This is a genomic window from Marinitoga arctica, from assembly GCF_054657315.1.
In genome coordinates this window covers 17,709-32,415 of record NZ_BAAHYY010000026.1, presented here as the reverse complement: position 1 = coordinate 32,415, position 14,707 = coordinate 17,709, and the positions used below count along the sequence as shown (strand labels likewise).

At 28.2% G+C, this 14,707-nt stretch carries 14 protein-coding genes; 6 read left to right on the top strand and 8 right to left on the bottom strand.

Translation table 11 applies throughout. The annotated features are described in order from the left end of the window. Positions 1 to 138: 138 nt before the first annotated feature. From ACYQ44_RS07880 to ACYQ44_RS07855, 6 genes are all read left to right on the top strand, one after another. On the top strand, positions 139 to 1,209 hold the full coding sequence (locus ACYQ44_RS07880) for a chorismate synthase (RefSeq protein WP_459996445.1): 1,071 nt from the start codon (positions 139 to 141) through the stop codon (positions 1,207 to 1,209). Continuing rightward, the gene (locus tag ACYQ44_RS07875; RefSeq protein WP_459996444.1) at positions 1,157 to 2,620 is read left to right on the top strand and encodes a shikimate kinase; all 1,464 of its coding nucleotides are present in this window, start codon (positions 1,157 to 1,159) and stop codon (positions 2,618 to 2,620) included. The genes ACYQ44_RS07880 and ACYQ44_RS07875 overlap by 53 nt, the downstream gene beginning before the upstream one ends. A 119-nt stretch (positions 2,621 to 2,739) precedes the next feature. Further along, positions 2,740 to 3,195 carry a type II 3-dehydroquinate dehydratase gene (gene aroQ / locus ACYQ44_RS07870; protein WP_459996443.1) on the top strand — a complete coding sequence of 152 codons (456 nt, stop codon included), beginning with the start codon at positions 2,740 to 2,742 and terminating at the stop codon, positions 3,193 to 3,195. Beyond that, positions 3,173 to 4,765 carry a DEAD/DEAH box helicase gene (locus tag ACYQ44_RS07865; RefSeq protein WP_459996442.1) on the top strand — a complete coding sequence of 531 codons (1,593 nt, stop codon included), beginning with the start codon at positions 3,173 to 3,175 and terminating at the stop codon, positions 4,763 to 4,765. Before aroQ ends, ACYQ44_RS07865 begins: the two co-directional genes overlap by 23 nt. A gap of 1 nt (position 4,766) precedes the next feature. Continuing rightward, positions 4,767 to 5,192, top strand: a complete 426-nt coding sequence (locus tag ACYQ44_RS07860) for an FKBP-type peptidyl-prolyl cis-trans isomerase (RefSeq protein WP_459996441.1) — start codon at positions 4,767 to 4,769, stop codon at positions 5,190 to 5,192. A gap of 19 nt (positions 5,193 to 5,211) precedes the next feature. Then, positions 5,212 to 6,429 carry a peptidase U32 family protein gene (locus tag ACYQ44_RS07855; RefSeq protein WP_459996440.1) on the top strand — a complete coding sequence of 406 codons (1,218 nt, stop codon included), beginning with the start codon at positions 5,212 to 5,214 and terminating at the stop codon, positions 6,427 to 6,429. A 10-nt stretch (positions 6,430 to 6,439) separates the two neighbouring features. Here ACYQ44_RS07855 and nagA read toward each other — a convergent pair whose 3' ends face one another. The 8 genes from nagA to ACYQ44_RS07815 form a co-directional block, all read right to left on the bottom strand. After that, positions 6,440 to 7,534, bottom strand: coding sequence for an N-acetylglucosamine-6-phosphate deacetylase (nagA, locus tag ACYQ44_RS07850; RefSeq protein WP_459996439.1), 1,095 nt, complete (start codon positions 7,532 to 7,534; stop codon positions 6,440 to 6,442). Between the two features lie 101 nt (positions 7,535 to 7,635). Then, on the bottom strand, positions 7,636 to 8,628 hold the full coding sequence (locus ACYQ44_RS07845) for an ABC transporter ATP-binding protein (protein WP_459996438.1): 993 nt from the start codon (positions 8,626 to 8,628) through the stop codon (positions 7,636 to 7,638). Then, positions 8,625 to 9,584 carry an ABC transporter ATP-binding protein gene (locus ACYQ44_RS07840; protein WP_459996437.1) on the bottom strand — a complete coding sequence of 320 codons (960 nt, stop codon included), beginning with the start codon at positions 9,582 to 9,584 and terminating at the stop codon, positions 8,625 to 8,627. Before ACYQ44_RS07840 ends, ACYQ44_RS07845 begins: the two co-directional genes overlap by 4 nt. 6 nt (positions 9,585 to 9,590) lie before the next feature. Then, the gene (locus ACYQ44_RS07835; RefSeq protein ID WP_459996436.1) at positions 9,591 to 10,463 is read right to left on the bottom strand and encodes an ABC transporter permease; all 873 of its coding nucleotides are present in this window, start codon (positions 10,461 to 10,463) and stop codon (positions 9,591 to 9,593) included. A 9-nt stretch (positions 10,464 to 10,472) separates the two neighbouring features. Next, positions 10,473 to 11,480 carry an ABC transporter permease gene (locus ACYQ44_RS07830; RefSeq protein ID WP_459996435.1) on the bottom strand — a complete coding sequence of 336 codons (1,008 nt, stop codon included), beginning with the start codon at positions 11,478 to 11,480 and terminating at the stop codon, positions 10,473 to 10,475. Positions 11,481 to 11,525: 45 nt separating this feature from the next. After that, on the bottom strand, positions 11,526 to 13,025 hold the full coding sequence (locus tag ACYQ44_RS07825) for an ABC transporter substrate-binding protein (protein WP_459996434.1): 1,500 nt from the start codon (positions 13,023 to 13,025) through the stop codon (positions 11,526 to 11,528). Between the two features lie 206 nt (positions 13,026 to 13,231). Then, complete coding sequence (locus ACYQ44_RS07820) at positions 13,232 to 14,020, bottom strand: ATP-binding cassette domain-containing protein (RefSeq protein WP_459996433.1); 789 nt, start codon at positions 14,018 to 14,020, stop codon at positions 13,232 to 13,234. A 4-nt stretch (positions 14,021 to 14,024) separates the two neighbouring features. Then, positions 14,025 to 14,651, bottom strand: a complete 627-nt coding sequence (locus tag ACYQ44_RS07815) for a hypothetical protein (RefSeq protein WP_459996432.1) — start codon at positions 14,649 to 14,651, stop codon at positions 14,025 to 14,027. Positions 14,652 to 14,707: the final 56 nt, after the last annotated feature.

Genomic DNA, 14,707 nt, shown 5'->3' with positions numbered 1-14,707 from the left:
CTAAAACAAATAAAAGAAATGAAGTATTATGAAAAATATATGAATAATTCAAATGAAATATATATAATAGGAATAAATATCAATTCTGAAAAGAGAAATATTGATAATTATGTTATAGAGAAAGTTTAGGAGGTATGTATGAATTATTGTATTTCTGGAGATTCGCATGGTGTAGCTATGATAGGAACATTAATAGGGATTCCTGCGGGTTTAAAAATAAATATTGAAAAAATAAATGAAGATCTGTTAAAAAGAAGAAAAGGATATGGTCGTGGAAAAAGAATGGAAATTGAAAAAGATAAAGTAACTATAATATCGGGGACTTGGAAAAATTATACTACAGGATCACCTTTAACTTTAATGATAGAGAATAAAGGAGATAACACAGAAAAAGAAGTTCGAAGTATTCCAAGACCAGGTCATGGTGACTATAGTTCGTATATGAAGTATAAATTACCAGATTTAAATGTTTATACTGAAAGAAATAGCGCTAGATGGACTGTTGTTTTAACGGCTTTAGGCTCAATAGCAAAGCAATTCTTAAAGGAATTAAATATAGAAATTTTTGGATATATAAAAAGTATAGGGAAAATAAAAATAAATAATGGTGAGATAACATTAAAAGTAAAAGAATATATAGATGAAATGAGAAAAAAAGGTGATACTTTAGGCGGAAGCATAAAAGTAATTGCAAAAAATATAAAACCTGGAATTGGTGGGTATTCTACAATTTTTGATAGAATTGATTCAAAAATTGGACAGCTATTTTTATCAATACCTTCTGTAAAAGGAATTATTATTGGTAATGAAGATTTTTCGTTATCAGGAAGAGAATATCATGATGAATTTTATTTAGAAGAGGATAAAATTAGAAGAAAAACAAATAATGCTGGAGGAATAGAGTCAGGTTTTACAAACGGTGAAAATATAGAAGTTTCTGTTTATTTAAAGCCTATTCCGACATTGGGGAATTCTTTAAATTCAGTTGATTTAAGGAATAATAAAGAAACAAAGTCTCCTTATATAAGATCTGATGTTACTATAATTCCATCAAGCGTTATTATTTTTGAAAATGCTTTATCCCTAATACTAATGGAAAGCATAATTGATAGATTTGGAAATGATAATATGAGTGAAATCATAAGGAGGTACAACAGTGCCGATATATTTGATTGGAATGATGGGTTCTGGAAAGACAACAATAGGTAAAATTTTAAGTGATGTATTAAATAAAAAATTTATAGATTTGGATTCTGAAATAGAAAAATATGTAGGTAAGACTATAAAAGAAATATTTAGATATAATGGGGAATCTTATTTTAGGAAAATAGAAAGTGAGATTCTTGAGAAAACAGAAAATATGGATGCAATAATATCAACAGGCGGAGGAGTAATCTTAAATAGTAAAAATAGAAAATTATTAAAAAAACATAAAACATTTTTTTTGTATGTTCCTGTTGAAGAATTAATAAAAAGAGTTGAAATAGAAAATAGGCCACTTTTAAATGAAGGGAAAGACAAAATATATGAAATATGGAGAAAAAGAAAGAAATTATATTTTGAGTTTGAAAAGATAGAATTATTTGATTTAGATCCATATGAATCGGCGGCTAAGATATTATATTATATTTTCGATTATAAAGTAGAAAAAATAGATAATGACTTTCAAAATGTATATATAAAAATAAAAGGGATAAATGATTTAAAAGGCAAAAAAAATATTTTTGTAAGTAAAAGTGTAAATAAAATATATAATAATAATTTTATTAATCCATATATTTTAGAAGATGGCGAAAAAATAAAAGATTTTAACAATGTGAAAAGTATATATTTGTATTTAATAAAAAATAATTTGGGAAGAAGAGATATAATATATGCAGTTGGTGGTGGAACAGTTACAGATTTAATTGGATTTATAGGAGCTACATTTAAAAGAGGTATTAACTTTCAATTTTACCCTACAACATTATTAGCTCAAGTTGACGCAGCGATAGGTGGGAAAAATGCTATTAATTTTGAAAATATAAAAAATGTTATAGGTACTTTTAAAATCCCGAATAATGTAATTATAGATCCTTTAACTGTTATATCTCAAAAAGAAGAAAATTATTTAGAAGGAATAATAGAAGCTTTTAAAATTGGGATTATCGATGGGAATATTTCATTATTTTTAGAAAATATGGAAAGGATAAAAAAAAGAAATATTGATGTGATAATAAAAATTATAAAATATGCTGTAAAAAGAAAATTGAATATTGTTTCAAAAGATCCTTTTGACAATAATATAAGGCATTTTTTGAACTTAGGACATACGTTGGGACATGCATTTGAAAGTTATACAGGAATATCGCACGGTTTAGCAGTTGGATGGGGAATAAAAAAAGAAATAGAACTTTTCTATAAAGATATAAATAAGAAAGATAAAAAGCTTATTTTAGAATTTTTAGAAAAAATATTGCCAAAGAACATATATAATAAAGAAATTAATTTGAAAAAACTAAAAGAAAAAATTTTACAAGATAAAAAAATAAATGAAATGAATGAAATTTATTTACCAATAATAAAAAAAATAGGACATGTGGAAATTGAAAAAATGAATATAATAGATTTACATATATAATTTTTATTGAAGAAATTTCAAATTTAATTGTAAAGAATTATTTTCTTGTTGTAGTAACAATATTGGAAAGTTTGAGTTAAGAAAGATATTTATAAAATAAATAATGGAGGAATTATGATATGATATTAATAGTTAATGGTCCTAACCTTAATATGTTAGGGAAACGCCCAAAAGAATTTTATGGAAGCTTTGTTTATGAAGATTTAATTGAAAAAGCCAAAGATTGGTCTATGAAGAATGGCATTTTAGTGGAAATTTTTCAATCAAATATTGAAGGTGAAATAATAAATAGGCTTCAAAAGTATGATTTCAAAGGGTTAATAATTAATGCAGGAGCTTATACACATTATAGTTATGCAATTAGAGATGCGTTGGAAATAATAAAAACTCCTAAAATAGAATTGCATATTTCTAATATATATAAAAGAGAAGAATTTAGAAAAAATAGTGTAATAGCCCCTGTGTGTGATGGACAAATTACAGGGTTAGGACTCGATGGGTATATTCTGGCATTAGAATACCTGAAAAAAATATTATGGAAAGAGGTAGAAAATGGTAAAATTAGAAAAGTTTAGAGAATTAGGTTTATCAGAAAGTACATTAAAAGCACTGAAAAAGAAAGGGTTTGAAGAACCAACACCAATACAAGAAAAGGTAATACCATTGTTATTAGATCAGGATGTTGATATTATTGGTCAAGCCCAAACAGGAACAGGTAAAACAGCTGCGTTTGGATTACCTTTAATAGAAAAGTTAAAGCCTTCAAAAAAAGTAAAAGCAATAATTTTAACCCCAACGAGAGAATTAGCTGTACAAGTTGCAGAAGAAATTAACTCATTAAAAGGAAATAATAAATTAAATGTATTTCCTATTTATGGCGGTCAATCAATTGAAAATCAAATTAGTAGATTGAGAAAAGGGATTGACATTGTTGTTGGTACTCCTGGTAGAGTATTAGATCATATAAGAAGGAAAACATTAAATTTAAGTAATGTAAAATATTTTATTCTTGATGAAGCGGATGAAATGTTAGATATGGGGTTTATAGATGATGTTGAAGAAATTTTATCAAATGCACCAATAGGAAGACAAATATTGTTATTTTCTGCAACAATGCCTTCGAGAATTATTTCATTAGCCAAAAAACACATGAAAAATTATAAGATTATATCTGTAAAACCTGAGCAATTAACCACTGAATTAACAGAACAAATATATTTTGAGGTATCTGAACAAGATAAATTTGAGGCTTTGTGTAGGATTGTTGACATAGAACCAGAATTTTATGGATTAGTATTTTGTAGAACTAAAGTCGATGTGGATACAGTTTCTAATAGATTAATTGATAGAGGATATAATGCAGAGGCTTTACATGGTGATTTGTCCCAATATCAAAGAGAAAGAATACTAAGAAAATTTAAAACTAAAAGAGCAAATATTCTTGTAGCAACGGATGTAGCAGCGAGAGGTATAGATATAAATGATTTAACTCATGTTATTAATTATTCATTACCTCAAAATCCGGAATCTTATGTGCATAGAATAGGAAGGACAGGAAGAGCAGGTAAAGAAGGAACAGCTATTACTTTTGTAACTCCAGAAGAGTATAGAAAGTTATTATTTATTAAAAGAATTTCAAAAAGCAATATAAAGAAAAAGCCAATCCCAAAGGTTAGGGATGTAATAGAAACAAAAAAATTAAGAATAAAAAGTGAAATAAACAGTATTTTAGAGCACGAAGTATATGAAAATTATATGGAATTAGCCCAGGAAATGCTTGAGGATCACGATCCACAAGAAGTAATGGCAGCTGTATTAAAGTATGCATTTCAAGATGAGCTTGATGAAAGAAATTATAGGGAAATTAAAGAAGTTTCTTCTGTTGATAAAAAAGGTAAAACAAGACTATTTGTTGCTTTAGGAAGAGAAGATGATTTAACAATAGAAAAATTAAAAAATATGATAAAAGAATATACAAATCTACAAAATATTTATTTAAAAGATGTTAGAATACTTGATAAATTCTCATTCATGACTGTGCCATTTGAAGAAGCAGAGATTATTTTACAAGCATTTAAAAAGAAAAAGAGAGGCAGAAAGCCTATTATATCAAAAGCAAAAGAAAAAAAGAGAAAGGCGGACTAATATGAAAGTACAAAAAGGAAGTATTGTGAAATTACATTATAAAGGAACATTAAATGATGGTAGTATATTTGATTCTTCAGAAGGAAGGGAACCTTTAGAATTTACAGCAGGTTCAGGGCAAGTTATTCCAGGATTTGATAAAGCTGTAATGGATATGGAAGTTGGAGAAAAAAAGACTTTTACTATTCCTGCAAATGAAGCTTATGGTGAATATACTGAAGAAAAGGTATTTGAATTACCAAGACAAAGTTTTCCACCAAATATAGATGAAGCTCTAGGGCAAACAGTTCAATTAGGTGATCAATCTGGGAATGTGTTTTTAGCAAAAATTTTAGAAGTTACAGATGAAACAGTAAAAATGGATACTAATCACCCATTAGCTGGAAAGGACTTAACTTTTGAAATAGAACTTATTGAAATTAACTAGAATTTTAGGAGGAAAGACAATGAAAAAGGTTGAATTGCTTTCCCCTGCTGGTAATATGGAGAAATTAAAAATGGTTTTCCGCTATGGAGCTGATGCAGCTTACCTTGGCGGAAAATTTTTCAATTTGAGAGCATTAGCAGGGAATTTTTCCAATGAAGAAATTATAGAAGCAGTAAAATATGCTCATTCATTGGGCAAAAAAATTTATGTTACTTTAAATATTATTGCACATAATAATGAAATAGAAAAAGTTGCAGATTATGCTAAATTTTTAGAATCAGCAGGTGTCGATGCAGTAATTGTAGCAGATTTAGGAGTATTTAAAGTTGTAAGAGATAATACAAATTTAGAAATAAATGTGAGTACACAGGCAAGTAACACTAATTGGATGAGTGTCAAAGTATGGAAAGAAATGGGAGCTAAAAGGGTAATTTTAGCTAGAGAATTATCATTAAAAGAAATTAAACAAATTCGTGAAAAGGTTCCAGATGTAGAGTTAGAAGTTTTTGTTCATGGTGCAATGTGTATGTCTATATCTGGAAGATGTTTGCTCAGTAATTATTTAACCGGAAGAGATGCTAATAGAGGAGCCTGCGCCCAACCATGTAGATGGAAATATCATTTAGTAGAAGAAAACAGACCTGGTGAATATTATCCTATTTATGAAGATGAAAGAGGAACATTTATAATGAATTCTCGTGATTTATGTACCATAGAATTTTTAGATCAAATTTTAGATACAGGAGTGGATAGTTTAAAGATAGAAGGTAGAATGAAGGGTATATATTATGGCGCTATAGTTACAAAAGTTTATAGAGAAGCAATAGATAAATATTATCAAGGAAATTTTGAATATAATCCTAGATGGATGGACTATTTAAATTCAGTAAGTAATAGAAAATATACAAAAGGATTTTATTTTGGAAATCCTGGTCCAGAAGGACAAAATTATGACTCATCATCTTATAACAAGACACATGAAATTGTTGCTAAAGTGATAAAGAAAACTAGAGATAATAAAAGCATTTTAGAAATACGAAGTAAAATAGCAGTTGGTGAAGAGGTTGAAATAATTAAACCAAAAGGTGATCCTATAAAAGTTATTATGCCAGAAATGATAAAAATGAGAAAAGGCCAAGAAGAAGGTAAAGTTGAAATAGCAAATCCTAATGTAATAGTAAAAGTTGATCTTGATTTAGAAGAAATGGATATATTAAGGAAAAAATTGCCCGATTAAGGGCAATTTTTTACAAATGTTCATTATAAAAAACGCGTATTCCTTCAAAAAAGGTACTTTTTATTTTAAGGCTTTTATTTAATAAAATAAGATTTGCAATATAACCTTCTTTTATTCTTCCTTCATTTTTTACACCTAGATCCTTTAATGCATTATATGAAGAAACTAAGGCCAATTCTTTTAAAGAACAATTTGATATATTATGAAAATTCTTTACACCAATATCAAAGGTTAAAGTGCTTCCAGCGATTATTCCGTTTTTTAACGTAGCTTTTTTATTATTTACAAAAATTTTTAAACCTCCTAGTTCATATTCTCCGTCATTTAAATTTGTAGCAGGGATAGAATCAGTAATTAATATAATATCTTTGATATTTTTAGTTTTATATATTAATTTTATAAATTCTAAAGAAGAATGAATTTTATCGGCAATTAATTCAATTTTAAAATCTTCAAGCAAACCTGCACCAACTCCGCCTATTTCTCTATGATGTAGTTCTTTTATGGCATTTGGGAAATGTGTAATCCTATTTATTTTATTTTCAATTGCTTTTTTGAAAATAAAATAATCTCCGTTTGAATGTCCCAATGATATTATAACCTTATGTTTTTTTAAGTAAGAAATTACATTAAAAAAATTTTCTATTTCTGGTGCCATAGTAATAATTTTTATTTTTTCATTTATTATTTTTTTTAAATCATCAATACACGGCTTAAATATATATTTTTCATTTTGAGCACCTTTTTTTATTTTACTTATATATGGCCCTTCTAAGTGAAGGCCTTTAGCAGATAATGTAGGTTGAAAATTGTTTATTATTTTTTTTAATTTATTTATAGAAGCAGAAACTGTAGTAGGATAGAATCTTGTAACCCCATGACAAAAATTTAATTCTGACCATTTTTTTAAATCGTTTTTTTCTATATTCATAATATCTATGCCTTTGTATCCGTGTGTATGTGTATCAACATAACCTGGCATTAAAATATATTTATATTCAACATTTTTTTTAATAACTTTTTCAATAATGTTGTTTTTTATAGAAATTTCACCTGTATATTCGCCATCAACTGGATCAACTATTAAAATATTTTTTAAAATCATAAATTCACCTTCTTCAATCTAGAATCGCAGATTTTCTTAAATTTTTATATTATCTATATAATATATTGTAAATAAAATAAGCCAGAAAATTCTGGCTTATTTTATTTATTAAATAGATGACAATTAACTTCATGTTGTTGATCAAGTTTTATTGTAGGAGGTTCTTCTATTTTGCATATATCCATTGCATAAGGGCATCTTGGATGGAATCTACACCCTTTTGGTGGATTAACAGCGTTAGGGACTTCACCTTGAGGAATGATTTTTTGTTTTTTTAATTTAGGATCGGGTTCTGGAACTGCTGAAATTAAAGCTTTTGTATAAGGATGTGCAGGATTTCTATATATATCTTCAAATGTTCCTATTTCAACTATTTTTCCAAGATACATAACGGCAATCCTATCACATATATATTTAGTTGTAGCTAAATCATGGGTAATAAATAAATAAGTTAAATTGAATTCGTCTTTTAAATCGATCATTAATTTTAATAATTGTGATCTTACAGAAACGTCTAACATTGCTATTGCTTCATCAGCAACTACAAATTCAGGTTTTAAAACTAGAGCGCGTGCTATAACAACTCTTTGTCTTTGACCACCAGATAAATCACGTGGATATCTATTATAATATTCTTCAGCGGGTTTTAAATTTACCCTTTCCATAATATCATATACTATTTGTTTTTGTTCAGAATAACTTTTGCCTATTTTATGTATTTGTAATGCATGACGTATTGCTTCACCTATTTTCATATAAGGATTTAGTGCAGCCATAGGGTCTTGAAAAATAATTTGTATTTTTTTTCTGAATTTTCTTAATTCTTCAGCGGTTAAAGATGTGATGTCTATATCATTAATTTTAATTGTACCAGAGGTAGGTTCTAATAGCCTCAAAACCATTCTTCCAGTTGTTGTTTTTCCTGAACCAGATTCTCCAACCAACCCCAATGTTTCACCTTTTTTTATCGTAAAAGATATATCATCAACAGCTTTTACAAATTTTTGTTCTTTCCCTGTTAAGAATTCTGTTATAGATCTTTTTAAAGGGAAGTATTTTTTTAGATTTTTTACTTCAATTAAATTATCCTTCATGCTTTCACCTTCTCATATAACCAGCATTTGACTCTTGTGCCTTCAACTTCAAAATCTGGAGGAATTTGTTCATGACATATGCTTTTTGCATAAGGACATCTAGATGCAAATCTACATCCCTTTGGAGGTTTTACTAGATTTGGTAAATCTCCAGGAATATATCGCAATTCTCTATCATCGATATTTGTGTTTGGTATAGATTTTAATAAAGCTTGTGTATAAGGATGTTTTGGTTCATAATATATTTTTTCAGCTGTTGATAGTTCAACTAAATGTCCAGCGTACATAACTCCTATTCTATCTGCTAGTTCAGCAACAACGCCTAGATCATGAGTAATTAAAATCATAGACATTCTATGTTCATCTTTTAATTTTTTTAATACAGCCATTATTTGTGCTTGTACAATAACATCTAAAGATGTTGTGGGTTCATCTGCTATAACAATTTCTGGTTTAAGAACCAATGATAAAGCGATCATAACTCTTTGTCTCATTCCGCCAGAAAATTGAAATGAATATTCGTTCATTCTTATAGGATCTATCCCAACATCTGATAGTATTTTACCAGACATTTCAAGTGCTTCATCTTCTGGAATATCTGGATAATGCGACTTTATTGTTTCTAAAAATAAATCCTTTACTTTCATTATAGGGTTTAATGAAGTCATTGGATCTTGAAATATCATAGAAATATGTTTTCCTCTGATTTTTCTCATGCTTTTTTCATCAAACTTTGCTATATTTTCATTTTTAAATAATATTTCACCATCAATTTTTGCATTTTTAGGTAATATCTTTAATAATGATTTACCTAAAGTTGATTTTCCACAACCAGATTCTCCAACTAAGCCCAATGTTTCATTTTCAGATAAGGTTATATTAACATTTTGTACAGCATTTACAAAGCCATTTCTTACTTCGTAATTTATATTTAAATCTTTTATTTGTAATATCATAAAAAATCACCTTCTTTCACGAATAGTAGGATTCAGTAGTTCATTAAGTCCTTCGCTAAAAAGAGAAAATCCTAATACTATAGTGATTATTGCCATACCTGGATATAATATTCCCCACCATGCTCTTGATAAAACAAATCTTTGGCCATTACTTAAATCATATCCCCAATCTGGTGTTGGTGGAGCAATTCCAAGCCCCAAAAAGCTCAAACCTGCCTCTGTCATAATAGCATCTGCGAGATTCATTGATAAAACAACAACTACAGAAGGTAATACATTCGGTAAAATATATTTAAATAATATTTCCCAATTTTTTGCTCCAATTGCTCTAGCTCCTTCAACATAAAGTTCGTTTTTAATTCCAGAAACTTGATTTCTTATAACCCTAAAGTATGTTGGAGTATAAACTACAGCAATTGATAATGCAATATTTATCATTCCAGGTCCTAGAACAGCTGCAATAGCAATAGCTAAAATTAAACCAGGGAAAGAATAAATAGCATCCATTACTAATGTGAGAATTCTATCTAAGGGACCACCTATATACCCCGATAATAGTCCTAAAGGTATTCCAAAAATAGCTGCAAATCCAACTGAGATAAAGGCTATTGATAGAGCAATCCTTGCACCATATAATATTCTACTAAATATATCCCTACCGAGATTATCTGTACCAAATATAAATTGGTTATTTGGAGCGCTTAAAGATTTTCCAACTCTTTGAATGGGATTATATGGAGCTAATTGTGGAGCAAAAATAGCCATTAATACATAGAAAAGTAATATCATTGCTCCGAAAAAAGTGATCCATCCAGTTCCAGTTTTAAAAAGTTCTTTAAAAAAATTCCCTATTTTATGTGAAAAAAATTTTTCTTCCATTTTATCACCTCAATATCTTACTCTTGGATCGATGAGCGCATTGATTATATCAACAATTATACTAATAATAATAACGAAAAATGCAAAAAATACTATAGTTCCTTGAATAGCTGGGAAATCTCTATATCTAATTTTCATAACAAGATAACTTCCTAAACCAGGCCATGAAAAAGTTGTTTCAGTTAAAACAGCACCAGCTAATAAAATAGCTAATTGTAACCCCATAACTGTTAAAATTGGGACCATTGCATTTCTTAATGCGTGTTTATATAAAACTCTTCGCTCACTAATTCCACGAGCTCTAGCTGCAGTAGAAAAATCTTGAGATAACATTAATATTGTATTATTTCTTACCATCCTTAAGAATATACTTGAAATAACTAAACCAAGAGTAACGCCAGGCATCAATAAATGTTTTAAAACATCAATAAAAGCTTCCCAATTTCCTGAAATTATTGAATCAAATATAAAAAATCCTGTTTTATTGTCTAATGAAACAATAGGGGATAGTCTTCCCGCAACAGGTAACCATCTTAATATCATTCCAAAGTAATATTGCATCATTAATCCAAACCAAAAAACTGGTATTGCATATATGAATACTGCATAAACCCTTGCTGAAATATCAATTAGCCCATCTCTATGCGCTGCCGCAGCACTTCCCCAAAATATACCTATTAAAACTGCAATTATAAAAGCAAATAAGGTTAATTCTACTGTTGCTGGAAATCTATCTTTAATTTCGTTCCACACTGGCCTTGAGGTAAGTGTGGATTTACCCAAATCACCTTTTAAAAGATTTCCAACATAATCAAAAAATTGTACAATAATAGGTTTATCCAATCCTAATTCATGACGCTTTTGTTCTATAACTTCTTGTGGAGCTTTTCCGCCTAACATAGCTAATACAGGATCGCCTGGTATAATTCTAAGAACGAAAAAAATAACGATTAATAGGATGAACATCATAGGTATAGCTAATAAAATACGTGTGAGTATGTAATCTTTTAAGGACAAATTCATCACCTCTTTTAAAAACCCCGCCGGTGGGCGGGGAAAGTATTATTTCTTTTCGATTAAATAATATCTAAATATTTGTGTAGGTTCTAGTAATACACCTTTAATGTTTTTTTGAGATGCAACAACTGCTACACCCTGCCACAATGGAATATTAGGAACATCAACAACTAAATGATTTTGTACTTGTTCATAAAGATCAGATCTTGTATTTTGATCTACGCAAACTCTAGCTGCTTTCATTATAGATTCCGTAATTGGGTTTTCGTAGAAACTACCCATTGATTTTGCACCGTTTATACTTAAGAATGGCCATAGATAATCATCAGGATCAATGTAATCAGGATACCAACCTAATAAGAACAATCCCATTGTTCCATTTAAGAAATAATCAACATATGTAGACCATTCTGCATATTTAATGTTAACTTTTATGATTCCTGTTTCTTCTAATGATTCTTTTAATACTTGAGCAACATCTGCTTCAGTTGTACCATAATGAGTTGGTGAATACCATAAATCTATAGTTAATGGTTTATCTGTCCAATAACCAGCTTGTTGCAATAATCTCTTAGCTGCTCTTAAATTTCTTTTTGGGAATATATCTTCGTGACTCCACATTCCCATAGGAACCATTGAATATAAAGGTTGAGCTAATCCTACAAAAACATCATCGACTATTCTTTGTCTATCAACTGCGTACATTATTGCTTTCCTTATTAAAGGATTTGAGAATGGAGCTTGTTGTGTATTTAATACAAGATATCTGATTTGTGGGCTGCTACCTTTTAAAACATTGATATTAGGATTATTTTCAAGATCGCTAATATCTCTTGGATCCAAATGTCTAAATGCTATATCTATTTGACCTGTTTCTAATGCTAATCTTAAAGTTGCAGCACTTTCATAAAATGTAATTACAACTTTATCGGTTTTTGGTGCAGGACCATAATATTTTTCATTTCTTTCTAAAACAATTCTTACATCTCTAATCCATTCTGTGATTTTATAAGGCCCTGAAGCAGAAGGAGCACCTTCATAGAATCCGTTTTCAGGATATAAATTAGGATTTACAGGCCAAGCTACAGTATATCCTAATACAGAAACAAAAGCAGAGAATGGATACTTTAATTTGATTTGGAAAGTATAATTATCTACAACTTTTGTACTATCAACAATATCTGTTAACAAAAATGCTGGGTCTCCATTTAATTTCATCGCTCTGTCGATAGAGTATTTCATTACAGATGCATCGATTGGAGTACCATCTTCAAATTTTGCATCTTTTCTTAGATAAAATGTATATACTAAACCGTCTGGTGAAACTTCCCATTTTTCAGCTAAAGCTGGAACAAGGTTAGAAGTATTTACCTCATAGTCAACTAATCCAACTAATACATTTTGAAGAATGTTACTTGAGAAATAATCATAACATTTTGCAGGATCCAAAGTTCTAATCTTATCGGTTGTTCCCACAACTAAAACATTTGAAGAAAAAGCTACAAGTGAAAATGTTAAAAGTAAAACAAGTAAAAACTTTTTCATACTATCCCTCCCTTATAAAATATTAAGAATAAATAATGTTTTAATTAAATTTGATTAGAATCAAGAATATCATAATCAAATTATAACATAAAAGATATATTATTTACAAGAGGTAAAATAAAAAAAGTGCAATTTTATTAAAAATTGCACTATAATTATTTTAGAATGATGATAATTGGGGAAAAATATATTTTAAAAATACATGTTTATTTCTTTAAATAGCCAAGAACTACTTCTCTAAAATCAGGTAATCTTCCAATGTTTTCTTTTGTTTTTACTAATATTCCATCATCTAAAGGAGTGATAATTTCCATTTCCTCAGTCATTTCACTTTGTCTCACTATTTTATGATCTGATAAAGCTTTTTCAATATCGCCTTCAAACGTAGTTTTGCCAGAATTTATTATTGCAAATCTTGTAGCAATTAATTCAACTTCTTCTATGTGATGAGTAGACATTATTACAATATTTTCATTATTTGAAACAAAATCCTTTAACATTTTTAATATTTTGTCTTTTTTTACGGGATCTATATTTTGTGTTGGTTCATCAAGAATCATTATTTTTGATTGCGTTGAAAACATAAGAATGATATAAAAAAGCGTTTTCATACCTGAGGAATAAGTGTGAACAGGTTTAGTAATAGGTAAATCAAATTCCATCATTAATTCTTTATATATTTTTTCATTCCAATTTGGATATAAAATTTTCCATAATTCAGCATAATCATAAGGGAAAAGTCCTTTAAATGTTGTTCTATCTTCAAGTAAAACAGAAATATCTCTTTTTCTAAATTTATTTAATTTTTTTCCATATATTAAAATTTTTCCTTCATCGGCTTTTAAATCACCGTATATACATTTTAATGTAGTAGTTTTTCCTGCTCCATTTGGCCCTACTAAAACATAAATATCACCAGGGTTAATAGTAAGGTTAATATCTATTAAAGCAGGTTTTGGACCATAAGATTTTTCTAGATTTATGACTTCAATCATATAATCACCTCATCGAATTAGTAATAAGCCAAGCTAAAATTATGAATATAAAGATAAGACCTATTATAGTAAATAATTTGTTTTTATTTTTTGTGTAATTAGAAGAATCAGAAAAATGGAAAATGAACATTACAGAGATAAATAAAAATAAAGAAATAATATTAATAAATATATTTTTTTGAGAAACTAAACTATAGTCTTTAATTAGATTATTAGATTTTAAAAATAAATCTACTAACCATATAGATATGGGTACATATATTCCTCCTAACCCTTTTATAGAAGTTAATACACTTAATCCATAGAAAAAAGCAAAAAATAATAATGTGCCGAATAAAGCATAAAAATCTGAATTTTTTGTTATTCCATAATATAAAGATTTTGAAAACAATAATAAACTTGCTCCTAATATGTAATATGATAAATATAAATCCATTCTAGATATAGGTAATGTAGATATTAATGTAAAGTTTTTATTTTCAATTTCTCTTGTAAATAATGAAGATGAAAATAATACTGCAAATAAATTTCCTAAATCATTAGGAAGAAATAATAATATAGAAATGATTATATAAAAATATGATCTTTGTCTTAATTCTTTTTCAAATACAAATCTTAAAGTTTTTATCATTTTATCACCTCAACTTTAATTAGTTCAAATGTTTTCTATTATTGCAATTTTTCATT

Coding starts and splice junctions, on each gene's coding strand:
- ACYQ44_RS07835 (WP_459996436.1), bottom strand. CDS start 10,463: ATGGAAGAAAAATTTTTTTCACATAAAATAGGGAATTTTTTTAAAGAA.
- ACYQ44_RS07865 (WP_459996442.1), top strand. CDS start 3,173: ATGGTAAAATTAGAAAAGTTTAGAGAATTAGGTTTATCAGAAAGTACA.
- nagA (WP_459996439.1), bottom strand. CDS start 7,534: ATGATTTTAAAAAATATTTTAATAGTTGATCCAGTTGATGGCGAATAT.
- ACYQ44_RS07840 (WP_459996437.1), bottom strand. CDS start 9,584: ATGATATTACAAATAAAAGATTTAAATATAAATTACGAAGTAAGAAAT.
- ACYQ44_RS07860 (WP_459996441.1), top strand. CDS start 4,767: ATGAAAGTACAAAAAGGAAGTATTGTGAAATTACATTATAAAGGAACA.
- aroQ (WP_459996443.1), top strand. CDS start 2,740: ATGATATTAATAGTTAATGGTCCTAACCTTAATATGTTAGGGAAACGC.
- ACYQ44_RS07815 (WP_459996432.1), bottom strand. CDS start 14,651: ATGATAAAAACTTTAAGATTTGTATTTGAAAAAGAATTAAGACAAAGA.
- ACYQ44_RS07845 (WP_459996438.1), bottom strand. CDS start 8,628: ATGAAGGATAATTTAATTGAAGTAAAAAATCTAAAAAAATACTTCCCT.
- ACYQ44_RS07880 (WP_459996445.1), top strand. CDS start 139: ATGAATTATTGTATTTCTGGAGATTCGCATGGTGTAGCTATGATAGGA.
- ACYQ44_RS07825 (WP_459996434.1), bottom strand. CDS start 13,025: ATGAAAAAGTTTTTACTTGTTTTACTTTTAACATTTTCACTTGTAGCT.
- ACYQ44_RS07855 (WP_459996440.1), top strand. CDS start 5,212: ATGAAAAAGGTTGAATTGCTTTCCCCTGCTGGTAATATGGAGAAATTA.
- ACYQ44_RS07820 (WP_459996433.1), bottom strand. CDS start 14,020: ATGATTGAAGTCATAAATCTAGAAAAATCTTATGGTCCAAAACCTGCT.